This is a genomic window from Robertkochia marina, from assembly GCF_004799345.1.
Lineage (GTDB): Bacteria > Bacteroidota > Bacteroidia > Flavobacteriales > Flavobacteriaceae > Robertkochia > Robertkochia marina.
Genome location: NZ_SSMC01000003.1, coordinates 674,183 through 699,095, shown reverse-complemented (window position 1 = coordinate 699,095; position 24,913 = coordinate 674,183). Strand labels below are relative to the sequence as shown.

At 41.8% G+C, this 24,913-nt stretch carries 13 protein-coding genes; 9 read left to right on the top strand and 4 right to left on the bottom strand.

What is annotated here, in order from left to right; genetic code table 11:
- Positions 1-28: 28 nt before the first annotated feature.
- Both E7Z59_RS13565 and E7Z59_RS13560 read right to left on the bottom strand, forming a co-directional pair.
- Positions 29-1,987 carry a polysaccharide biosynthesis protein gene (locus E7Z59_RS13565; RefSeq protein WP_136336871.1) on the bottom strand — a complete coding sequence of 653 codons (1,959 nt, stop codon included), beginning with the start codon at positions 1,985-1,987 and terminating at the stop codon, positions 29-31.
- Positions 1,977-3,116: a DegT/DnrJ/EryC1/StrS family aminotransferase gene (locus E7Z59_RS13560; protein WP_136336870.1), complete on the bottom strand. Its 1,140-nt coding sequence runs from the start codon at positions 3,114-3,116 to the stop codon at positions 1,977-1,979. The genes E7Z59_RS13565 and E7Z59_RS13560 overlap by 11 nt, the downstream gene beginning before the upstream one ends.
- Positions 3,117-3,514: 398 nt before the next feature.
- On the opposite strand from E7Z59_RS13560, the gene E7Z59_RS13555 reads away from it, so the two are divergent.
- Together E7Z59_RS13555 and E7Z59_RS13550 are read left to right on the top strand one after the other, a co-directional pair.
- The gene (locus E7Z59_RS13555; RefSeq protein ID WP_136336869.1) at positions 3,515-4,915 is read left to right on the top strand and encodes a nucleotide sugar dehydrogenase; all 1,401 of its coding nucleotides are present in this window, start codon (positions 3,515-3,517) and stop codon (positions 4,913-4,915) included.
- A gap of 370 nt (positions 4,916-5,285) precedes the next feature.
- A complete protein-coding gene (locus E7Z59_RS13550; protein ID WP_136336868.1) occupies positions 5,286-6,704 on the top strand; it encodes a hypothetical protein in 1,419 nt (472 codons plus the stop codon).
- A 172-nt stretch (positions 6,705-6,876) separates the two neighbouring features.
- On the opposite strand, the gene E7Z59_RS13545 is transcribed toward E7Z59_RS13550, so the two are convergent.
- Both E7Z59_RS13545 and E7Z59_RS13540 read right to left on the bottom strand, forming a co-directional pair.
- Positions 6,877-8,046: a glycosyltransferase family 4 protein gene (locus E7Z59_RS13545; protein WP_136336867.1), complete on the bottom strand. Its 1,170-nt coding sequence runs from the start codon at positions 8,044-8,046 to the stop codon at positions 6,877-6,879.
- Complete coding sequence (locus E7Z59_RS13540) at positions 8,021-9,229, bottom strand: O-antigen ligase family protein (RefSeq protein ID WP_136336866.1); 1,209 nt, start codon at positions 9,227-9,229, stop codon at positions 8,021-8,023. The genes E7Z59_RS13545 and E7Z59_RS13540 overlap by 26 nt, the downstream gene beginning before the upstream one ends.
- 351 nt (positions 9,230-9,580) lie before the next feature.
- On the opposite strand from E7Z59_RS13540, the gene E7Z59_RS13535 reads away from it, so the two are divergent.
- From E7Z59_RS13535 to E7Z59_RS13505, 7 genes are all read left to right on the top strand, one after another.
- Positions 9,581-10,744 carry a glycosyltransferase family 4 protein gene (locus E7Z59_RS13535; protein WP_168731307.1) on the top strand — a complete coding sequence of 388 codons (1,164 nt, stop codon included), beginning with the start codon at positions 9,581-9,583 and terminating at the stop codon, positions 10,742-10,744.
- An 18-nt stretch (positions 10,745-10,762) separates the two neighbouring features.
- Positions 10,763-11,986 (top strand): glycosyltransferase family 4 protein, encoded by a 1,224-nt coding sequence (locus E7Z59_RS13530; protein WP_136336864.1) that lies wholly within the window; start codon positions 10,763-10,765, stop codon positions 11,984-11,986.
- Positions 11,987-12,401: 415 nt separating this feature from the next.
- Positions 12,402-13,010 (top strand): sugar transferase, encoded by a 609-nt coding sequence (locus E7Z59_RS13525; protein ID WP_136336863.1) that lies wholly within the window; start codon positions 12,402-12,404, stop codon positions 13,008-13,010.
- Between the two features lie 5 nt (positions 13,011-13,015).
- Positions 13,016-14,059, top strand: coding sequence for a glycosyltransferase (locus tag E7Z59_RS13520; RefSeq protein WP_136336862.1), 1,044 nt, complete (start codon positions 13,016-13,018; stop codon positions 14,057-14,059).
- A 1-nt stretch (position 14,060) separates the two neighbouring features.
- The gene (locus E7Z59_RS13515) at positions 14,061-15,047 is read left to right on the top strand and encodes an ATP-grasp domain-containing protein (protein ID WP_136336861.1); all 987 of its coding nucleotides are present in this window, start codon (positions 14,061-14,063) and stop codon (positions 15,045-15,047) included.
- Positions 15,025-15,720 (top strand): HAD family hydrolase, encoded by a 696-nt coding sequence (locus E7Z59_RS13510; RefSeq protein ID WP_136336860.1) that lies wholly within the window; start codon positions 15,025-15,027, stop codon positions 15,718-15,720. The genes E7Z59_RS13515 and E7Z59_RS13510 overlap by 23 nt, the downstream gene beginning before the upstream one ends.
- Positions 15,721-15,894: 174 nt before the next feature.
- On the top strand, positions 15,895-23,832 hold the full coding sequence (locus E7Z59_RS13505; protein WP_170226046.1) for a malectin domain-containing carbohydrate-binding protein: 7,938 nt from the start codon (positions 15,895-15,897) through the stop codon (positions 23,830-23,832).
- Positions 23,833-24,913 lie beyond the last annotated feature (1,081 nt).

Sequence of the window (24,913 nt, the reverse complement as noted above, 5' to 3'; positions counted from 1 at the left end):
TGTGCTCATAATATTATTTAAGTAAATATCACATCCCCTTATAAGGATTAAAATTCAAAGACTGTAAAATGGTATAATTCGCAGATTTCTCATCAGAGTCTTTGTCAAGTCGAACGAAATCGGAATTGTTGGAGATATATTCTGGAACGATCTGCTTGAGTTTTCGTACGATCATATTCTTATCATTATACAAGTTTAGAATACACAAGGCTTCGATTTTGGCCTTTAACTTATGATAATCCAACTCTTTGGTTTTACTGATCAATATTTTTTCGTGGAAAGTTGGCAGGGTATCCTCGCCATTTGCCAGCAGTTCCTCATAAAGTTTTTCTCCGGGACGAAGTCCTGTAATTTCAATGTCAATATCTTCAGGATACTTAAGGCCTGACAATTTGATCATATTCTTCGCCAGATCAAATATCTTCACACATTCACCCATATCAAAAAGGAAGATCTCTCCACCTTTTGCCATGCTTCCGGCCTGTAGTACTAATTGAGAAGCCTCAGGAATAGTCATAAAATAGCGGGTCACATCACGGTGGGTAACTGTTAATGGCCCTCCAAGTTCCAGTTGTTTACGGAATAACGGGATGACCGAACCATTAGATCCCAACACATTACCAAAACGGGTGGTAACAAATTTGGTACTATGCGATTCTCTTTGAAGAGCACTGATAAAGATCTCTGCCACACGCTTGGTAGCTCCCATAACATTCGTGGGATTCACTGCCTTGTCTGTAGAGACCAATACAAATTTATCTACCTTATATTTCACTGCTGCATTGGCAAGAATCCGGGTTCCTGCTACGTTGATCTTTACCGCTTCATAAGGATTTTCCTCCATGAGCGGTACATGTTTATAGGCTGCAGCATGAAATATAACATCGGGTCTGTAATGAGCAAGAATGGCATTTATACCATGATTATCTCTCACATCACATACAATAGCCTTAAAATTATTTCTTCCTGCCCGTTTAAATTCTTGTTGTAAGTTGTACAAGGCAGATTCCGCAATATCCAAACATATGAGCTTATCTATATTGAAATGAAGTAGCTGTCGTGAAAGTTCACTTCCAATAGAACCGGCTGCACCGGTAACGATAATTGTTTTCCCCCTAAAGTCATCGATCAGATTTGGATTCTCAATGACAATCGGACTGCGTTCCAGGAGATCCTCTAATCGAACTTGTTTGATCTGGTTTAAGCTGATCTGTCCATTGATCCATTCATCAACGGGTGGAATTATGCGTACTTTGGGAACCAATTCCACAATGTCGTTTATGCTTTTTCTCAAGCTGCTGTCGCTGGTATCTGGAATGGCAATGATCACCTCCGAGATTCCATAACGACTTACAAAGTTTTCATTAAAGGATTTCCTGGACATAATAGGAGCACCATTAATACTGCTGCCAACCTTCGACATATTATCATCAATAAAAGCAATAACCCTTATATTCTGTTTTAAAGAGTTTGTCAAGGCATTATAGGTCATTATCCCCGCATCGCCGGCCCCATATATCACAATTCTTTCGGTGAGCCTGAGATCACTCATTACATACTTATATGCCAACTTGAAAGTGAGTCTTGTAGCAGCAAGAGCTACAAAATTCATAAAGGCGTGGGTGATGATAATATATTTGGGAATCGTAAAATTATCTACCAGGTTAAAGCCCTTGTTGATCAACACAACACCTACCGTTAACAAGGTTATACATCCTGTAGCCAGGGTAACCTTGAAAAGGTCTCTTAAACCCGTATACCTGATAATTCCTTTATAGGATCCTGTCATCAAAAAGCTGGCTACAGCAATAACACCCACCACAGGCAATTGGATGATCAGTGACTTGAAATCAAAGTTCAGTGAGAAATCAAAACGCAAAAAATAAACGATGAAAAAGGTGAGCAATACCAGAGTGGTATCCATTACCAAAACCATCCATTTAGATGCGTATTTAGGTAAATGCAAGGAAAGGTAGTTATTTATCATTATTAAGTTCTTTTTCTATTATACCAACGATTCTCAATAGATCATTCTCCGTAAGGTCAGATCCGCTGGGTAAGCATAGGCCTCTGTTAAATAAGGTTTCTGAAACACCACTCAGATAAGCTGTTTCATCCTGGAATACAGGTTGTAAATGCATGGGTTTCCATAAGGGTCTGGACTCTATATTATTTTCTTGAAGACTTAACCTGATTCGCTCTCTGGTTTCATTGTTATTTAACAACACACAGGTCAGCCAACGATTTGAGAACGTGTCGGCCGGTTCTTTCAGAAATTCAATACTCCTGTATCCTGATAGCCTATCCCGATAAAATTCATAATTAGCTCTTCGGGCGATTACACGATCTTCAAGCACCTCCATCTGCCCTCTCCCTATGCCTGCGGTCACATTACTCATCCGATAATTATATCCCACTTGAGAATGCTGATAATGCGGTGCCTCATCACGGGCCTGGGTAGCCAGGAAAACCGCTTTCTGCTTTTCCTGGTCATTTCGACATACCAATGCCCCTCCTCCTGAAGTTGTAATTATTTTATTACCGTTAAAAGAAAGGATGGAGAACGTGCCGAAGGATCCACATTTTTCTCCTTTGAATGTACTGCCAAGCGCTTCAGCACTATCTTCTACTACCGGGATATCATATTCTTTTGCAAGGCTGTGAATTTTTTCCACTTGGTATGGCATACCATATAAGTGAACCGCCACAATAGCCTTGGGCTTTTTTCCTTTGTTTATAAAATCTTTGATGGCATTTTCCAGCAGATCCGGACACAGGTTCCATGTAGTATCTTCGCTGTCAATAAATACAGGATGTGCCCCAAGATAGGTAATAGGATTGGCACTGGCTGCAAAGGTAAAACTCTGGCAGAGTACATGATCACCCTGTTTAACGCCACATAACAATAAGGCTAAATGAATGGCTGCTGTTCCGGAAGATAAGGCAGCTACATGATTGCCATCTCCGAGGTATTGACCAAGATCTTTTTCAAAACCCTCAACATTGGGCCCTAGGGGGGCTATCCAATTGGACTTGAAAGCCTCATTCACGTAGTATTGTTCCCTTCCTCCCATATGAGGTGAAGACAACCATATTTTGGTATCAGTAGCTATCATATCGTTTCTTTTGATTTGAGCTATTAAACAAAAGGGGGATAAACGATCAGGCAGGATAGGGGAAGTTAAGCCGGGCCGGTTTTGTGAAATTTGATGAGTTAATATTGTATAGAATTAAGGCTCGATTTCTTAACGAATTCTAAAATTATTAAACAACAGGAGGTTCAAACATCATCATCGGCAAAAGGAGATAAAATTCGCTTAAGTACTGATATACAGTTGATAATATTATTATTACGATAACACTCCGAAAACACAAGGATTCCATTGAAAAGCCTCATATTTTTTCACAAACTTTTGTTTCACAGTATTTTAAGTCATTTTCAACTAATTTGTAGGAATTGATTTCCGTCTGTTTACCTGAACATATATCTTTATCAACCCTAAAATTTCCTGTAATGAGAAGTATTAAAAACATCTGTTGTATTGGTGCCGGATATGTAGGAGGGCCCACCATGTCGGTTATAGCCAACAAGTGCCCGGAGATCAACGTAACCGTGGTTGATATCAATGCCAACAGGATTGCCGCCTGGAATGATGAAGATCTGGATAAGCTGCCGGTTTATGAACCCGGATTAAAAGAGATCGTGGCTGAATCCCGTAACAAAAACCTGTTTTTTTCTACCGAGGTTGATAAAGCCATCGATGAGGCCGATATGATCTTTATTTCGGTAAATACCCCAACCAAAACCTATGGAAAAGGTAAGGGCGAGGCTGCTGACCTGAAATATATTGAACTCTGTGCCCGAAATATTGCCAGGGTGGCAAAATCAGATAAGATCGTGGTGGAGAAATCGACCCTGCCGGTAAGAACAGCCCAGGCCATCAAAGACATATTGCACAATACAGGAAATGGGGTAAAATACGAAGTGCTCTCCAACCCGGAATTCCTGGCAGAAGGTACCGCTATTGATGACCTTCTTAATGCCGACCGCGTATTGATCGGTGGCGATGATACCCCTTCAGGCAAGGAAGCCAAGAATATTCTCAGCGGCATTTACGAGCACTGGCTTCCCAAAGAAAGAGTACTACAAACCAACCTATGGTCTTCAGAACTTTCTAAACTCGTAGCCAATGCCTTTTTAGCACAACGTATCTCTTCTATCAACTCCATTTCGGCTCTTTGTGAAGTGACTGATGCCAATGTAGCCGAGGTAAGTAAAGCCATTGGGAAGGATTCCCGTATCGGACCAAAATTCCTGAATGCCTCTGTAGGCTTCGGAGGCTCCTGCTTTCAGAAAGACATCCTCAACCTGGTGTATATCTGTAAAACCTACGGACTCACCGAGGTGGCTGAGTATTGGGACCAGGTCATCAAGATCAATGATTACCAAAAGCGCAGGTTTGCCGAAAATATCATTACCACCCTCTACAATACCGTATCAGGTAAAAAGATAGCCTTCTACGGATGGGCCTTTAAGAAAGACACCAATGATACCCGGGAATCAGCGGCCATCTATGTAGCCGACACTCTATTGGAAGAACAGGCCGAGATCGTGGTATATGATCCAAAGGTGAGTGAAGAACAGGTGTACGCAGACCTCGACTATCTCAATACCCGTTCAGAGGAGGAGAACAGAAAACTGGTCACTGTAGTCAATGACCCGCTAAAGGCGGCAGAAGATGCTCATGCCGTAGCTATTCTTACCGAATGGGATGAGTTCAAAGCCCTTGACTGGGAACAGATCTACAACAGTATGTTCAAACCGGCCTTTGTCTTTGACGGCCGACGTATTCTCGATAAGCAAATAATGAATCAAACAGGCTTCGATTACTACCGTATCGGAGAAGGTAAATAACGCATGATCATTCCCTTTTTTATAAAGCCCGAATTAGTTTCGGGCTTTTTTATTTCTAAAATCCCTGATGATCAGAATGAAGATAATCATCAGTATATCAGCCCCGCTCTTTTTATAAACTAAAAATTATATTTATTACATATATTCTGGCAATCTGGTGTTTTTTCCGTTAAAAACTGTTAAAAAAAATCCGTTAAACGTCTAAAGCGTGCATTTGGGCGTATAACTACCGGGAACCAATTGAAAATGAGGTGTATAATCGACAATCGATGTTAAAAGATGTAGTTCATCGAAAATCAAATGCATTTCACGGATAATTCCCTGAATGATAATAGTTTAGCGAAACCAAATCTTAAAAACCCAGATTACCATGAAAAGACTGAATAAACTTCGGCCTATGTTGATTATTGTGCTTATTTCTCAGCTTTTTTTCGCCTGTGCTAACGACCAGGATGAATTTCTTGCCGATAATGTAGAAGAGGTAGTTGGTGATTTTATGGCTGCCACCATTTATTACGAGGTAGGTAGTGATAAATATGCGATTGTTTATACCAAGAATGGTGATAAAAAAACCTTCAACAACGGTAAAAAAGTAGGACAAACCCAGGAGGAAGCTCCGGATCCAATCGTAGCCCCTGAAAATGCCGAAAATGTAGAAATCATAGAAGGAGAAGCATGGACCGATGAAGAAGCTATGGTTGAAACCAGTAACCCTAACGCCCCTGTTAGTTCAGATTTAGCTTTTAGTGTAAACTATTGGCAAGACCTATACGATCAGGAATGGGTTGAAAATGATAATAGAATGGATAAAGATGATGCTTACTCAAAGTCATTAAGTAAGAATCTTGACCAGGAATATTATTACCTTGGATATTATATCGATGGGCTGGTGCAAATCTGGCAAGCTACAGGAGATAATGCCTATTTAGATACAGCATTAGACCTTATTAACAATACCGTTAACGATGCTGTTGATATGGGTAATGGTTACAAAGGTTGGCCTTCACAAGACGGAACACCAAAGGCTCTTTGGGATAGTTTTTACTGGCGTCATGTTGCTACCCTTGTGAGAGTTCTTCATGAATCACCGAACCTGAGGTCTACAAACCCTCAATATCAACAAGCCTATGTTGAGTTATTAAATTTCTCAGAAGTACACATTTGGGACAGATGGGAAGCCGCAGGTATTGGAAACTTCTACCGAAGCCGAACTCACATGGCATCGCATTGGGCAAGAATTGGAATGGAGTTGTATATGGTAACCGGAAAAGCGAAATATAGAGAAGTATTTGAAAACATTTCTTTCAAAGGTATGCCTAACAGACCTTCAAACCTAAGAGACCGAATTTATTTCAACCCAGATCAGACTGATGCATATGTTTGGGATTCTCAATGGGATGTTAATCAGGGAGGTGGAGTTCAGGATACTTCACATGCCGGGGCCATCATTAGCTTTATCGTCAATGCAGCTGATAACAATATGTACTGGAACTCAAATGATATCACGGCATTTACCAATACCCTGATGAAGGTGATCTGGCCGGCTGAAAATGGAAGTCAAATGGCTTATAATGTTGATGGAACCGAAGGTTTCCAAAGAGCTCACAAAGGGCACGAATGGCTTACCTTGGGTAGATACAGCAGAGAGGTTCAGGAAAGAATCTTTACAGACTACATTCCTAACACCCAATTTGAAAACGTTTATGTGTATGGAACTCAAGCTATGGGAGCTGCTGCTCTTAACGCAAAGATCTTAACTGACGGAGCTCCTGTATATCCGGAGCAATAAATCCAGGTTTATATTTAAATAATTCAAAAGGCGTAAAATATATTTTACGCCTTTTTTATATGATACATCAAAAGCCATTCAATAAAATCATATCGCCTGGACTGTTGGTTTGCTCCCATACCCGGCAGGCATTCGAAATCTTATCTTTTCAATGAAGGAATCGAGCAGTTTATTAATCTATAGACGAAGAATCTTCAACAAATAGCTTTTCCGAATTGCACTTTTGAGAAATAAATTCAAGAATATTTTCTGCTCTTTGGTCTATATCAAAATGAGCACTATGCATAAGGGCCGATTCTGACATTTTTTTCAAAAGCGCTTCATCATAGAGTAGTTCTTCAATTGATTCGGCAATCTTATCGACATCCAAAGGGTCTACCAGTCTGCTAAACGAAGGCCGGCATTGTTCTTTGACTTCAGGAATGTCAGAAGATATAATCGGTAATCCGCATGCCATAGCTTCTACTATTGCATTGCTTGCACCTTCCCGGAGCGTAGGTAATATAAAAATATCTGCTGCATTCAGATAAAGTGGAACCAAATGTGAAGGAATAGCACCTTTGAAAAGGATGCCCTTATAATTTAGTTCCATATCTCCTTTCCCTATTAAAATGAGTTTTACGTCCTTATCGATCTTTTCAATTGCCTCTATGACTCTATCGGGGCCTTTATGAGGAAGAAATCTTCCCACGAACACTAAAACTTTCTCCTGCCTGCCAATCCCTAGTTTAAGACGGGCTTCCACTTGATCCATTTTGTGGAATTTTTTTAGGTCCACCCCGTTTGGGTAGACTCCAATCCTATTTTCTTCCACCCCGAGACTCAATAGTTTTTCCTTGAGGTGATATGCCACCACCACAAATCCTGTAATCCGCTGCATCAATCCTTCTAATTCGCGTGCAGGAATTAAGGAAATTCGATCATCGAGATTGCTTTCGCCCATAGCAACAAAAATGGGGATGTTAAGATGTGACAATGCCTTTACGGCAATAATCCCGTTTGTCAGAAAATGAGCGTATATAAAATCGTAATCTTGTCCGGTTTCCTTAACTAGCTTCTGTAATTTCTTCACCGTAAAATACTCTCCAATTTGATAGGTATTATACTTGCCTATTCGTTTAGCTGAGGTTGAAAGCGTTGACAATCGGTACACCCGGGCTCTTTCCTGACCATAACCGTTAACCTTTTCACTTTTCAAATAGTTTTTCAATTTGGAATATGGAACAATTACCGTTACCTGGTGGCCAAGTAGTACGAACTTTTGAATTAAATTATATACAAAAACCCCTCGGTCAGGTTCAGTGGGTGACGGGTAGTCACTGGTGTAAACCAATATTTTCATAATTCTCTGTATTACGTTTAGCGTTTGTTTTCAATGCGTAGATTCCCGATATTAAAACTCCGAAAAGAAACCAGAAAAGAATTTTACCGATGGCTCCTCCTTGCTTGGACATATTCAGGAGAACAGTTGTATAGATCAGAAAATAAACCGCAAATCGCTCTGATCGTGAATAACGAATAAGGTATAAGCCAATGCGGAAGATAAACCATACAAAAAAGAACGTGCCTACTACCCCTGTGGTTAATAGCACCCATAAAAACACATTATGAGGGTCTCTAAAACCAGCCCCATGTAAGAACATGGTAAGCTTGTCTGCAGGAAGTCCAACCCCAAAGAATAAGTTATTTTTTATGGCCTGTATTGCTCCCTCCCATATTTCGTTGCGACCTGTATCCCCATGCTCAACCGTACTCAATATACGATACCTGAAAACCGGATTTGTCTCCAGAATATAGATGAACAAACCGGTAACGAATACCATCCCAAAAGCTATCAGGATCATCTTTTTCCACAGTTGTGTCTTAAGACTAATTGTAAGGAGTATTACTCCGAGTAACAAGGATAGTAATGCCCCCCTGGAGGCCGAAAGAATGGTTAAATGTAATAATGGCAAAAGGGTGCCGATCAACAATATTTTGATTGATTTCGATTGCTGTTTATTTGTAATAAATCCGAGGGCAATTATAAATGCCAGGGCTGCCTTTGTACCAATTAAATTCGGATTTTCTCCGAAAATTAAAATCCTGCCGTTGAAATAGGAGATGCCCTGTCCTGCCAAAAACAATAAATACATGGCAAAAATACTCATCACGAATATCACCAGAACCTTTGGAATCAAGGAAGGATTTAGAATAAGATGTGCAGCTACAAGAAACATTAGAATGATCAGTTGCAGCATTCGTTGATGAACTAAATCCAAAAGCTCATTGGCATATAGAGAATTCATCGCTGTTGACAATATTCCTACAAGCACATATAAAACCAATGGGATTAAAAATTGCCTGAAATAGCTGATTTTGAAAATCTTTGAAGCAAAAGGAACCCAGGAAACAATATATAAGATCGTAGCTATATAGGTAAATGATATGCCGCTAAAACCAAAAGGATTCCAATTCTCGAAGGTAACGGCAAAAACCAAAAAAAGTAGTAAGAAATCATTTATTCTTTTTAATAACAGGTTCATAGTTATCGAGTATTAGCATCAGTTTACTGATAAAAAATCAACTCACTCAAAGTAATTCAACATGAACATTCTCATATGATGCTTTAATTAATACCTCTTAACGGTACCATAATCATAAGGCAGTAAACCGGCCAACTCTCCTATGAATTATAGCTGAGTAAGTTGTTCAGATTTTTAATTTAACGATTTAAACCACAGTTATTTAATATCTAAATACCAATTAGATTATTTGATCTTTTTCTTCGGTCAAAACTTAAGCGATTACCTTTTATCGAGATTTCAAATAGTATACTCTAACTTGATGATATTCAACACATTCTTTATTTATATTGCTGATAATTAATGGTTGATATGATTAAATGCCTGCACATTTGTAATGATTTTTTAGGCAGTAGAGTTCATCGGAATTTATATACTGCTTTGAGTGAAAAAAACCTGGATCAGATCGTTTATTATCCTCAGGGTAGTGGAACCCCCGATCCTTCAGCGCCTCCTCCTCCATTTGATGTTTTGGCCGGGGAGTTCAAAACATCGCCTTTAGACAGGATTAATCAGGTTCGTAAAGCAGAAAAATCATACAATAGTATTCGTTCAAATATTGATTTGAATTCCGTGGATATCGTACATGCTTCTACCCTGGTCAGTAATGGGTTAATTGCGTATAAAATATTTAAGGAGTATAATATTCCATATATCATCGCAGTAAGAGGAACCGATATAAACTTATTTCTTAGGTTCAGGCCTGATCTTTATCGATTAATTCTCAAAATATTACAAAACGCCTCGAAAATAGTTTTTATCAGTCAGGCACATCAGCGCCACTTTTACAAAAAAAGATTTATTAAAAAATTCACCGGCTATAAAGAATTGGCAGATAAAACAAAGGTAATTCACAATGGCATTCAAGACTTTTGGCTCATCAATCAAAGGCCCTTGAACAAGAAAAATTCAAACCCATGTAAGCTCTTATATATAGGTAATTTCAGACCTAATAAAAACACTTACAGACTAGCAAAGGCCGTAATTGACATCCATGAGAATATCAACAACTCCATTTCTATAAGTTTTGTTGGCAAAGGCGGCAGCGAGGAAAAAAAGATCAGATATCTGGCTAAAAAATATTCATTCATCAACTTTTTAGGCCCACAATACAACAAAGAAGAACTATTCAAAATCATTCGTGATCATCACATTTTTGCTATGGTTTCTCACAGTGAAACTTTCGGGCTGGTCTATCTTGAAGCCTTATCTCAGGGCTTACCTATTGTATATACCTCAGGGCAAGGCATCGATGGAACGTTTAGCTTTGAAGTAGGCAGATCTGCTATCCCAAAAAAGGTATCATCAATCAAAGAATCTATTATGCACTGTATAGCTGAATATTCCAATTTCCACTTAGAGAAAATAGATTTCAATGTATTTAAATGGAGTACAGTATCTGCCAACTATATGGACTTGTATTTCGAGGTGCTTAGTAAAAATAAATTGCCAATATCTGAGGAATCAAGTGTTTAAAGTAATAATAGTGATAAATTGAATATACTTTACATCCATCAATATTTCATAACGCCTAAAGAACCTGGTCCCACCCGCTCATATTGGGTTGCTAGGGAGCTGATAAAGTCCGGGCATAAAGTAACCATGCTCACTACGAGTTCTACCGTAAAATCAAATAAAGACAGAGGAAGAGTGCTTATCGATGGAATCGATGTGATCTATTTAAATATCCCATATCATGGTTCGATGTCTGTGAAGAGCAGGTTGATGGCCTTCCTTAAATTTGCCTACCAATCTTCTCTCTTTGTTTTAAAACAAAAAAATATTGACCTGGTCATTGCTACCTCAACGCCCTTGACGGTAGGGATACCTGCCTTACTGGGCAAGTGGTTCCGCAGATTCCCCTTTATTTTCGAGGTCAGAGACCTGTGGCCGGAAGTTCCCATTCAAATGGGAGGCCTGCAAAATAAGTTTGCCATCAAGGCAGCGAGACTCTTGGAAGAGACCATATATGTAAATGCAACACATATTATTGCCCTTTCTCCCGGAATGATGGATGGTGTATTGAGCAAAGGAATCTCACCGTCTAAAGTGAATATGATACCCAATATGTCCAAGCCGGATGTATTCTGGCCCAGACCTAAGAACACTGAATTGATGGAAAAACTCAGGTTGAAGGAGGATACTTTTAAGGTGATATATTTTGGTGCCTTGGGGTTGGCCAATGCTCTGGATTACATTGTACAGGCAGCTGAAATATTGAAATATGACCAAAGGATAGAGTTTATTTTTGCCGGTGGCGGTGGTGTAGAAGAAGACTTAAAACAACAGTGTAAAGACCTACAACTCACAAATGTCAGAATTTTAGGTAATTTTCCTATGTCCACCTTATCAGAGATTGTTAATCTTGCTGATGTTTCCCTTGTCACTTTTAAAAACCTTCCCATTCTGGCTACCAACAGTCCGAATAAACTCTTCGACTCTCTCTCTGCCGGTAAACCCATCATTGTTAATTCTGCGGGTTGGACTAAGAGCATGGTAGAAGAATACCAGTGCGGCTTCTATGTACATCCGGAACAACCGGAAGACCTGGTCCGGAGCATAATTACCCTCCTTGAAGATTCAGAACTTTGTGCTCGTATGGGAGAGCGCTCCAGGTGGTTGTCAGAGAAAAAATTCGATAAAAGTATCCTTTGCGATCAGTTTGTCGCTACCGTAAATTCAATCTCCGACTCAGACCCACAACACGCTACCTACTAGAACTAACATCTAACCAGAGTCCGGGCTAACAGTTCTAAAAATAATTCCAACCGAAAGGGGCATTAAACATAGAATATCATTTAAGAAGTAATTCTAAAAATTCCAACTTCTACTTAAGGATATAGATTTAAACCCATTTTATGACAACCGAATATAGCATAATGCAAGACCTTGTATTTTGAAATGTGATGCAAAAAGAAACTCCAAACCCTTTCAGTACTATATTCATTAAAATCTTGAAGTAAGAAATGTATGAATTTACTCGAAATATTCTTACAAAAAAGTAGAATACTTACCTTAAAAAACATTTATTAAAATCTGATTATCAGATTTTTAAGTTATTTATCTGGATAAATTATGGGTCCTGAATCAGTCCAGTAAATTAGCTATGTAACTAATATGAAGTCGGGGTAGTATGTATGTAAATTTTATCAAGCGTATTTTAGATTTTACACTCGCACTTACTTTTTTCCTGTTGCTTACCCCTGTCTTTTTGGGACTATATTTTTACCTGGCTCTGACTACCGAAGAACCGGTGTTTTTTAAACAATTGCGGCCGGGTAAAAACGGAGAATTATTTTACATCAAAAAATTCAGAACCATGAACGAGAAGAGAGATCTTAAAAATGAATTATTAAGTGATGAAGAACGATTAACACGGGTCGGAAAAATTTTACGTAAATACTCCCTGGATGAAATCCCGCAATTGCTTAATGTAATTAATGGGGACATGAGCCTGGTTGGACCTCGCCCATTACTCCCTGAATACCTGCCTTTATATACCAAGTATCAGAATAAGAGGCATGAAGTCAGACCGGGAATTACCGGGTGGGCACAGGTCAATGGTCGAAATGCGATAACCTGGGAAACGCGCCTGGATCTTGATGTTTGGTATGTGCAGCACATTTCCTTTTTCCTGGACATCAGGATTCTTTTCATGACCCTGTTAAAAGTGTTTAATAATAATGATGTTGCCTCCCCTACTCATGCTACAATGGAAAAGTTTACCGGTAGCAAAATGTAGATTTAATGATGAAATTGAGTATTATCCTCCCCACCTACAACCAGGAAAAGCTCCTGGGCAGATGTTTAGACAGTCTTCTCGACCAGGAGCTGCCTAAAGATGAGTATGAAATTATAATTGTAAATGATGAATCGAAGGACGGCACCCTCGATGTGGCCCGACAATACGCAATAGAAAACCCCAACATTAAAATTATTAATCGTGAAAATGGCGGAGCCGGTGCGTCCCGTAATACAGGTATGGATCATGCCCGAGGCCGTTATCTGCACTTTGTAGATCCTGATGATTACGTCACAAAAAACTGCTATCCTTATTTACTCCAGCTTGCCGAAGAGCAGGACCCGGAGATTCTGTGTTTCGAACATGTAAAAACCAAAAACGGAACAGACATTTTACCGGTTAAAGAACATCAAAGCCAGGTCCAGACCTATTCAAAATATACCGGAACAGCCTTTATTGCCAATTTTAAATACCACAACGAGGTGTGGTGGTATCTCATTAAACGGGATTTTATACTCGATACAGGTATCCGTTTCATTGAAGGAAAATGGATGGAAGATGTTATTCTTACCCCTACCCTCTTCCTTCAGGTCAGAAAACTCATCTACAGCAAAATAGACGTATACCGTCATGTGATCATGCCTAATTCTGCAATGACCAGTAAAGAACCTGCTCATTACAATAAACTGATCGGAGATATTGAAGATGCAACTTACATATTTCATGAATTAATAGAAGAAATACCGGAAGAAGATACTATAACAAGAGATTGTAAACATCGTATTAAAACCAAACAACAGTCACTGGTCTTTTTTATGCTGGTAAGATTAATGAAATCAAACTTACCTGTCAATTCTATTAAAGATAAGCTCCAGGGATTTAAATCGATCCAGGCCTATCCTTTAAACCATTTTCTGGGCAAAGACTTCCAGGGAACCGGATACTCCATCCTGACCTATATTTTCAACCGGGAACGGTTAATGTATCCCTTCATGAGAACGTTTAGATTTTTGTATAAACCGGCTATTAGAATTTACTCTCTGTTTTAATATGGCTACTGCAAATAACATATTGATCACTTCAGCCGGCAGAAGAGTGTCGTTGGTAAAAGCATTTCAAAAGGAGCTAAGCATTCTTGATGCAATGGGCCTTGTGATCTGTTGCGATGCCCAACCTGAACTTTCGGCGGCTTGCCAGGTGGCAGATAAACATTTTCAGGTGCCAAGATTAGACCACCCTGAATACCCGGATTTCCTGGTACAAAAATGTCGGGAGCTCGATATCAAACTTATCATTCCCACCATTGATACGGAGCTGACACTCCTGGCAAGAAACAGGGCATTATTTTTGGCAAACGGCATCATACCGATTGTTTCTTCTCCTGAGCTTATCAAGCTAACCCAGGATAAACGCAAAACACACGAATTATTCAACTTTTACGGTATTTCAACGGCGCAAGAATACGATCGTGGTCACTTTAAATACCCTATGTATCTTAAACCCTACGATGGCAGCAGGAGTATTGATAATTACCTCTTAAAGAGTCCTGATGAACTAAGAGATGAGCACCTTCAGAATGAAAAAATGATGTTTCTTGAATATCTCGACCATGATCAGCACGATGAGTACACCTGCGACCTGTATTACGACAAACATCATAACTTAAAATGTGTGGTACCGCGAAAAAGAATAGCTATCAGAGAAGGAGAAGTTAATAAAGGAATAACATGTCGCAACGAGGTAGCAAAATTGGTGCAAAATAAATTATCGGAACTACCCGGTGCCATAGGATGCCTTACCGCACAATTTTTCATGCATAAGGTTTCCGGAAAAATAACCGGGATAGAAATTAATGCTCGTTTTGGAGGAGGTTTTCCGCTCACCTACCTTGCCGGTGCAAATTATCCTGGATGGCTTCTTGGCGAATACCTGTTTGATAAGAAAGTTAACGATGGGTTTGAGAGTTGGGAAGATCAGCTGCTTATGCTCAGATATGATAATGAAGTTTTAGTGCATGCATATCAACGTACAACATAATACCGTCATTGCCTTTGATCTTGATGATACCCTGTACAAGGAAATAGACTATGTACGTTCGGCATTTCGTGAAATTGCCAGAAAACTTTCTATCGACCATTGGCTGGAGATCTATCTCCAAATGTTTTCCATGTTCAGGCAGGGAAAGAATACATTTGATTACCTGGAACAAAACTACCCGGTAACCAAAGCCTCCTTATTAGATCAATACAGAAATCATATCCCTGATATAACTCCTGAAGCTGGTGTCATTGCACTTATTGAACAGATCAAGACTTTCAAAGGCAAGATTGGTATCATTACAGATGGGAGAACTAGTACCCAAAACAATAAAATAGATCAGTTAGGGTTGAGAAAGTATTTGGATTTTGTTTTCATATCTGAAGAAACCGGTCATGATAAACACACCCCCCATAATTTCGAAACACTTATGCGTCAGTATCCTCAATCTCATTTCACCTATATCGCTGATAACCCTGCAAAGGATTTCCTTTTCCCAAATCGTATGGGATGGCAAACCATCGGGCTTTTAGATAACGGGACTCATATTCATAAACAGTTATATCCGAAATCCTCTGAATACCTCCCGGATAAATGGATATTTCAATTAAATGACCTACATGTATTCCCTTCAAAATCTGAAGTTAATCTTACAGGGTTAGATTCGAATTAATCAGTAATAAATAAAACTCTTACGATATTAAATCCGCATCTCCCTTAATCGAGAATGCTATTTATTTATCGATATATAACTCACTGTTTTTCAGTTTTTTAGGATTTTTGTAGTAAATCCATCCCCCTGTTTTAATTTGATTAATAGCAAATGATCAGTATTAAATGTTGGGCTATGGTGAAACTAATACTTCAAACTATAAGTAATATTTTAGAGCAAGTTAACAGTAAGGTCAGATATGCAATACTCTTGCCCTTTTGTTTAATGATATCTATACAAGGTTTTGCGCAGGCACCCTCCTGGGGGGCTACGGGGCTTTTGAACGAAAATCTAAATAATCCCACCTCCCTGGATTTTGGACCAAACGGAAAACTCTATGTATCTCAACAGGATGGTATCATTTACGAATACACTGTTGAACGAAACAATGCTCCCGCCGGTGAAGGAAAGTATACGGTTACTGATACCAAGGTCATTACCCTGGTCAAAAACAATACCCCAAACCACAATGACGACGGGAAGCTGAACAATACCAAGATCAGGCAGATCACCGGAATACTTGCCACCGGTACCCCTGAAAACCCTATCCTCTACGTAGCCTCTTCCGACTGGCGTATTGGCGGAAAGAACCAGCCCGGTAACGATGTAAATCTCGACACTAATTCAGGTATTATTACCCGACTTACCTGGAATGGTAATGCCTGGGAAAAGGTAGACCTGGTGCGAGGACTCCCCCGTTGCGAAGAGAATCACTCTACCAATGGGATGGAGTTATTCAGTAAAAATGGCCAGGATTACCTCTTTGTACAACAAGGTGGTAACACAAACCAGGGGGCTCCCAGTAATAACTTTGCAGGATCATCCGAATATTTTCTTGCAGGGGCACTCCTCATTGTTAACCTTACCCAGATAGAGGGCATAGAAGCTGCGAATGGTGGCCCATTTACAGACTTGAGAGACAATACTACAAAATACGTCTACGACCTGCCCACCCTGAATGATCCGGAACGTCCTGACATCACTAATTCCAGTCCGGATTTCCCTTATGGACCAGGGCACCCCATGTATAATGCAAAAATTGACAAAGGCGATCCTTTTGGAGGAAATAACGGTTTAAACCAGTCTTTTCCCGAACCTAACGGACCGGTACAAATATTTTCTCCCGGCTACAGAAACGCCTATGATATTGTTGTTACTGAAAACGGCGATATTTACACCTTTGATAATGGTCCCAATGGAGGTTGGGGTGGTCCGCCACTCATAAGAAAGGCCGGTGGTGGCATTAAAGGCGATGAATACAGTACAACCCTCAATGTTGGAGCAGGAGATTACATCACCAATGAGTTTAATTACTCTAATGGAAAAACTCATGGTGACCAGCTTCATTATGTAGGAAGTATTAACGATGCCAATAACACCTATTATGCAGGGCACCCGGTACCCATCAGGGCCTTCCCTTCAAAAGCAGAAGTGATCGAATATGAATACAATGGAAATGATTGGGTTATTTCCAAGCGATTTGATTGGGCAGACCTCATTAAAGGGGTTTCCGGCTATTTCGATCAGAATTTCTCTATGGCCAATTTCCCGGATGATCCAAGACAAGCCTATTATACCACCGATAATAAGAACGCCCCGGGTCTGAATATGCTGGATTTTGTAAACTCGTCCACGAACGGGATGTGCGTATATACGGCCAGTAACTTCAACAATCAGCTCAAAGGAAATCTATTTGCAGCCTCCTTTAACGGAAATATTAACCGCTATGTGATCAATGAACAGAATCACACCCTGATCGAAAAGAACAATAAATATTTGGCCGGATTCGGAAGTATACCCCTGGATGTTATTGCCCAGGGTGATACTGAGATCTTCCCCGGTACCATTTGGGCAGCGACCTATGGTGCAGATAACATCACTGTTTTTGAACCTGCAGATTTCGGGCAATGTTTTCAGCCCGATGAACCGGGTTATGAAGCACAGGAGGATTATGACAAGGACGGGTTTACCAATGCCGATGAGATCGCCAATGGTACCGACCACTGTTCGGCCGGCTCCAAACCCTCTGATGCCGACAATGATTTTATTTCTGACCTGTTAGATCCTGATGATGATAATGACGGAATTCCGGATCTGGAAGATAAATTTGCGCTTGACGCCAATAATGGTACCGGCACCCAATTACCTGTAACCTATCCGTTCTGGAACAATGATCCCGGTACCGGGATGTTCGGACTCGGATTTACAGGGCTGATGCTTGACCCCTCAGGACAAACCAATTACCTTGATCAGTTTGATGTTGAAAACATGTCTTTTGGAGGGGCCGGAGGGAAAGCTACCATTGACTTTACCTCCACCGGCGATGCTCTTGAAGATAATAACAATCAGGATTACGGCTTTCACTTCGGGATCAATGTAGATGAAAATTCCAATCCCTTTACGGTACACACCAAAATAGAAACCCCCTTTAACGGGGAGCAACCCATTAGCGGACAGGCCTATGGGGTATATGTAGGTACAGGAGACCAGGATAACTACCTCAAGGTAGTACTTATGAATGGAGTAAACCCCAATGATGCTGTTAATGGTATTGCGATTACGCTCGAATCAAACGGGGTCACTGAGACACAGGTTTATAATGTTCCCGGATTATTAGACGCTATCGGGGTAGACCTCTATCTAGGGATAGACCCGAAAACAAAGATCCTTCAGGTTTCATACTCCCTTGATAACGGCCAAAGCGTTCCGGGACTTGGTACCGAGCTATTTCTGCCGGATAACTTCTTTGATCCCGATGATGATCATGGGTTAGCAGTGGGCTTGATAAGTACTGCGGGACCCTCTCGAACCGGGTATACAGCAACCTGGGATTTTATCAATGTCACCGAAGACCAACCCAACAGGTTGGCATCGAGTCCGGAATCGCTTGATTTTGGAATACTCACCATCAACGGCACACCAACGACATCCAATATTGAAATCCTCAACCTGGGAGGTAATGAAGATCCGGCCATTGAGATCACAGCGTTGAATATCATCAATGATCCTGAAGGGGTATTTTCAGCAGAACAGAATGTTCCTGTAACGGTTGGGTCCGGTGTTATTCAACAAGTACCAATAACCGTTACCCCTAATGATATCACAGGTAAAAAAGATGCCGATCTGGAGATCATCCACAGCGGTATCAATAGTCCGCTCATCGTGCCTTTAACACTTATCCTGGAAGAAGCAAAAATTGAAGAGCCGTTGGTGCGTATCAATGCCGGAGCAGAAAGTGATTTTATGGCTACAGATGGTGGACCGATCTGGGAAGCAACCCCGATAAATGGAAGTTACACCGGTAGTTCCTTTTCTGTCAACACCGGAACCAATACTTCGGCCGGATTTGAATATAACTCCAGAGACGAGAGCATGCCAAATTATATTGATGCTCCTACCTTTAATGCCATTTTTGCAAGGGAAAGATACGATGCGCCTGCCGGAGCCGACATGAGCTTTAATATTCCCATTGAAAACAATACCTACCTGGTAAGACTCTACCTTGGGTCAAACTATAGTGGTGCCAGTGAAGTTGGCAGTCGCGTTTTTGACATTTTGATCGAAGGGCAAGTGGTGAAAGCAGGGTTTGACCCTGTTGCCGAATTCGGATTTGGAAGTGCGGGAGTACTGGATTTCCCGGTCACCTTACAAGACGGGGAGATCGATATCTCCTTTGATCATATAACAGAAAATCCAAATCTTTATGCCATCGAGATCCTTGGGTATTCCATTTTTGACGGGGTCAATGCACAGGCTCTGGCCTTTCCGGTAACGGGGCCGGCACCCTTGGAAGTTGCCTTTGATGGTAGTAAATCAAGCGCATTGAATAACATTGTGTCTTATAAATGGGATTTTGGAGATGGAAACACCTCTGAGGAGATCTCTCCTATACATACCTACACCACCCCCGGAAAATATAATTCGACCCTTACCATATCTGATGGTAATATTGAAGATACTGACAGCATTACCATCTCGGTTGAAGAGCCCCTTAATCCGGAAGATTTTGCCATTTTGATCAATGCAGGAGGTGGAGATCTAACCTATAATGGTAAGCTTTTCAAAAAAGACAGGTACTTTCAAGGTGGTACGCTGTATACCAATAATCAGGCGGCAGTACCCACCCTGTATCGCACGGAGCGCAACGCAAATCCTCCCCAGGTAAAGTATAACATCCCCTTACCTGAAGGCAACTATAAGGTGCTGCTCCATTTTGCGGAAATATACCTGGGTGCCACCGGCGGTGGCGGCCAGGCTGAACCGGGAAAACGTGTGTTCGATATACTTCTTGAAGAAGCGGTTGTTTTAGATGATTATGATATCATTGAAAGTGTAGGTACAGAAACACCCGATATCCAGGAATTCACCGTTGAGGTCACCGATGGAGAATTAAATATTCTTTTAGATGGGAATCCGGCAACCGGAGGGGTCAACCGACCTAAGATATCTGCCATTGAGGTCTATGGGGAGAATCCGAATGGAAAATTTATTGCCATTAATGTAGAAAGTATTCCTGACCAATACAATGACATTGGAGAATCACCCGACCTTTCCATTGGAGCTTCAGGAGGCGACCCAAATGCCAACTTTACCTTTAGCATCTCAGGACAACCGGAAGGCATCGATATTGAGCCCACCAACGGACTGGTATTTGGAACCATTGCCAGCGGCGCCCGTACAGGAGGTCCGGAAAACAACGGGGTCTATGAGGTCACGGTGACCGTTTCTAAACCGGGCTCTGAAGAGGTGAACATCAATTTTACCTGGACCATTCAGGAAGCCCTTAATGAGTGGTTTGACAAAGATGAAGCCACCAATTATACGGCAAGGCATGAATGCTCCTTTGTGCAGGCCGGAGATAAGTTCTACCTGATGGGAGGCCGTGAAAATGCGAAAACCATTGATGTATATGATTATACGGCCAATTCATGGACAAATATTCCCAACAGCCCTCCCTTTGAATTCAATCATTTCCAGGCTGTGGAATACCAGGGGTATATCTGGGTGATAGGGGCCTTTAAAACCAATGACTACCCGAATGAAATTCCAACCGAAAACATCTGGATCTTTGATCCTTATAACCAGACCTGGAAGCAAGGACCTGAGATTCCGGAATCCAGGAGAAGAGGATCTGCCGGACTGGTGGTTTATAATGACAAATTTTACATCCTGGGAGGAAATACTGACGGACATGATGGCGGGTATGTTCCCTATCTTGACAGTTACGATCCCTACACCGGAGAGTGGACCGTTCTGCAGAATGCTCCTCATGCCAGGGATCATTTTCACGGTGTGGTTGCAGAAAACAAGCTTTATGCCATTGGTGGACGCTTATCAGGAGGGCCCGGCGGGGTATTTGCCCCGGTGATCCCTGAGGTGGATGTCTATAATTTCAATACAGGAACCTGGTCTACCCTTAGCAGCGCTTCAGATCTGCCCACGCCAAGGGCAGGCGCCCTAACTGTAAATTTTAAAGGCAAGATCTATGTGGCCGGAGGAGAGGTCAATAACAACCCGGATGCTCTTGATATGACCGAAGTTTTCGATCTGGATACCCAGTCATGGAGCGTGGGCGACAACCTGAATTACGGACGCCATGGCACCCAGGGTGTCGTTTCCGGAAACGGGATCTTTGTATTGGGCGGTTCCCCGAACAGAGCAGGCGGCTCCCAGAAAAACATGGAATATTTTAATTATGATACGCCTTCAGGTATTGCCCTGTCTCCCGGTAGTATTGAATTGCCGGCAGAGGTACTGTTCAGTGCCGGAGAAGAGCAGGAAGTTTTCGCTCAGATCACCGAAGGCAATATGGGGGTATTCATAGATTCTGTGGTAGTCAATGGCCCTGATGCAGCATTATTCTCCCTGGAGAACACCTTCGTACCGGCCATGGTTTCTTCTATAGGAAATATCAACTTCAACATAAAATATAACGGACAGGGCCAGTCGGATATAGCTACCCTTACCGTGTATTACAACAATGATCAATCCGTAGCCACTACCCTGACCACCGATAATATACCTGTATCTGAAGACCTCATCCCGGTGGTAAGGATCAATGCCGGAGGTAAAAAGATCAATGCAAGCGATAAGGGGCCCATATGGTTAGCTGATAACAAAGGAAAACAATCAGGGGGGGATGATGATGACGACGATGATGAAGATTATGATGACAAGAGTATTGAACATTCAGTGAATACCGGGGTGGCTTATGAAGGAAGCGAATTGAACTATTTCGATCGCCACGCTTCCATGCCTGATTACATTGACCAGGCGACTTTTGAAAAGTTGTTTTCCACTGAACGCTACGATCCTAAAGCCGCTCCTGAAATGACCTACAGCATCCCCTTACCGGACGGTAAATACACGGTGCAACTGTATTTTGGTTCCCTTTATGCAGGCACCAAAAATCCAGGTGACAGGGTGTTTAATATCCTTGCAGAAAACACCATTATAGAAGGCAATTTTGATGTGATGGAACGTTTCGGTTTTGGCGTGGCGGGAGTGATTTCTGCCGATGTGGAGGTGGAAGATGGCAGCCTGGATATTTCCTTCGAACATATTAAAGAAAATCCTTTTATCAACGGTATTGAAGTCCTGGTAAGAGGCAGTGAGGTGAACCAGCCGCCCGTGGCTGTGATCAATGCCGATAAAACTTCCGGGTATACGCCACTAACGGTGAACTTCTCGGCAGCCGAATCCTCTGATGATTTCGGTATCGAGTCTTATACCTGGGATTTTGGAGACGGGAAGTTAGCCGAAGGCATTAATGCGTCCTATACCTTTGAAACAGGTGGCTCCTATCCGGTAACACTGACCGTGACCGATATCTTCGGACAAACCGATACGGCCACCATTACTATTGATGTTACCGACAGGCCGAAACCCGATGTCACAGCCGAACCGAAAACCCTGGACTTTGGCAGTCATATTATCAATACAGATATCGTATCTCTACCGTTGCAGCTCACCAATCCGTCACAGCCTTTTAATGGGGTGAACGAAGTGATTTCGGTAACAGTCATGGGTGAGGATGTCTCCTATTTTGAGCATGAGTTCTCCCCTCCTTTCAGCATTGAAACCGGAGGCAGTGTTTCTGCCGAGGTGACCTTTAATCCAAAAACTACAGTTCCCGGGTTAAAAACCGCCATCATGCAGGTCGTTCACAGTGGTGACAATTCTCCTCTGGAAGTAACGCTTACCGGAACCGTGATCAACGACCCCGGTCAGAAACCGGTGTATCGTATCAATGTGGGAGGTGCCACTTCCGTGTCTGCAACTGACGGCGGACCCGACTGGGAGCAAAACCCGGATAATGATTACTACCGTGGAGTCTTATACGAGATGAAGGGCGGAATTATTGGTGTCGGGAATTTATCCTATGCCGATCGTGACAGCTCCATCCCTCCTTATATTGATGAGAGCGTATACAACCAACTCTACGCTTCTGAACGTCATATCGATTCCCTGAACAATGAAATGGAATTCGAGGTAGTATTGCCGGATGGCTTATACACCCTCAACCTTTATACCGGCCGTATCGATGAAGCCAATGCTACCTACCAAGTCTCCCTGGAGGAACAGGAGATCATTAATGTAGATAATGATAAGTTTGTATTAAGCAAGGAAAGCGCCATGATGAGTCTTCCGGTTATTATCGAAGATGGCCGACTCAACTTCAAGGTCAATGCCATCAGCGGTACGTACACCCTGAATGCCCTGGAGATCATCTCTGAGGTAGAGTTCAGTATTGACGACTTACTCAACCTGGGCGAGAATGAGAACGGAGCTATATCGATCTATCCAAATCCGGCTTCAGATCAAGTAAACTTCATTTACAGCAACGAGAACAGTGAACTGGAGAAGGTCATGGTGTTTGACATTAACGGACGCATGATAAGGAGTTACCTTCCCTCTGCCCTCTCAGGCCGGGAAGCCTTTACCCGCAACGGTGGAGCCCAACTCTACACCGTCCCCTTAGACGGCCTCTCTAAAGGAATTTATGTATTGATCGTAGAAGACAACACCGGTAACCAGCGTAAAGCAAAGGTGGTTGTGGGTAGACCGGAGTAATACATTCTTCGTCTTCGCGAATCCCGCTTTGCGGGATGTGGCGATCTCCCAATTTCAGGTACGAGAGTACGTAGGTACGGGGGTACGAAGTTCAAGTTATTCGTCTTCGCGAGGTTTACTTCGTAAACCATGGCGATCTCCCGAAAATTACTCAGTGCCCTTTTAAGTTGGCGCTTGGGCCATCCCGACGCTTTGGGAGGCGCACTGGGAAAAGCGTGGCGTGCTGATTTCCCTAAATTAGGTACGAAATTTAGTTTATTCGTCTTTGCGAGTTACGCTTCGCGGGGTGTAGCGATCTTCCGAAACTTCCTCAGTGCCCTTTTAAGTTAGCGAACCTTCCTGGCGGCAGCCAGGGGAGCCACTGGCGTACTTGCAAATTAACCGCTTAGGGAAGAGGGCAGCCAGCGCGAAAGACTCTATTACTATGGACGGGCCTGTTTCCCAAAGTTAGGATGGTTGGGCATTCCAAGCTATGATAATCTGACCAATAGGAATGATAGGAGGAAATTGGAATTTGGGTTTTGAAAATTGGAATTTCCCGAAGGGCTACCGTGGCAATCTCCTCAATAAAGGTACGAGGGTACGGAGGTACGGAGGTATGAAGTTCAAGTTATTCGCCTTCGCGAGGTTTACTTCGTAAACCGTGGCAATCTCCCAATTGCACCTCAATGCCATCTGAGCTATCAGTAAGCAAGCTAACTCGAAGAAAGACATTGCTGGGCACGGGTCCGCCTAGCGAAGATAGGGTGGCTAGGCCTTTAAGGCCATGACAATATGCCCAAAAGGAATCATAGGAGGAAATTGGTGTTTGCTATTTGGAATTTGGAATTTCCCAAAGGGTCTAGCGTGGTGATCTCACCATATAGAGACATACCTAGCTACGCTACAGTTATAGTTGAGAAAAAGGTAGGTGATTGCTAATTTAAAATAGCACGAAGAGGACAAAATAAGAAAATGACCTTCTTTAACCGATTGAATGTTAACGATAAGGCTTGAAAATTACAAATTATCCTTTTTTAATTCTGAAATGACTTTTCTTGCCAGGATATATATGGTGCACATAAATCGACTAATAAAAAAA

Coding starts and splice junctions, on each gene's coding strand:
- E7Z59_RS13545 (WP_136336867.1), bottom strand. CDS start 8,046: ATGAAAATATTGGTTTACACCAGTGACTACCCGTCACCCACTGAACCT.
- E7Z59_RS13535 (WP_168731307.1), top strand. CDS start 9,581: ATGATTAAATGCCTGCACATTTGTAATGATTTTTTAGGCAGTAGAGTT.
- E7Z59_RS13550 (WP_136336868.1), top strand. CDS start 5,286: ATGAAAAGACTGAATAAACTTCGGCCTATGTTGATTATTGTGCTTATT.
- E7Z59_RS13565 (WP_136336871.1), bottom strand. CDS start 1,987: ATGATAAATAACTACCTTTCCTTGCATTTACCTAAATACGCATCTAAA.
- E7Z59_RS13510 (WP_136336860.1), top strand. CDS start 15,025: ATGCATATCAACGTACAACATAATACCGTCATTGCCTTTGATCTTGAT.
- E7Z59_RS13555 (WP_136336869.1), top strand. CDS start 3,515: ATGAGAAGTATTAAAAACATCTGTTGTATTGGTGCCGGATATGTAGGA.
- E7Z59_RS13520 (WP_136336862.1), top strand. CDS start 13,016: ATGATGAAATTGAGTATTATCCTCCCCACCTACAACCAGGAAAAGCTC.
- E7Z59_RS13505 (WP_170226046.1), top strand. CDS start 15,895: ATGGTGAAACTAATACTTCAAACTATAAGTAATATTTTAGAGCAAGTT.
- E7Z59_RS13525 (WP_136336863.1), top strand. CDS start 12,402: ATGTATGTAAATTTTATCAAGCGTATTTTAGATTTTACACTCGCACTT.
- E7Z59_RS13540 (WP_136336866.1), bottom strand. CDS start 9,229: ATGAACCTGTTATTAAAAAGAATAAATGATTTCTTACTACTTTTTTTG.
- E7Z59_RS13560 (WP_136336870.1), bottom strand. CDS start 3,116: ATGATAGCTACTGATACCAAAATATGGTTGTCTTCACCTCATATGGGA.
- E7Z59_RS13515 (WP_136336861.1), top strand. CDS start 14,061: ATGGCTACTGCAAATAACATATTGATCACTTCAGCCGGCAGAAGAGTG.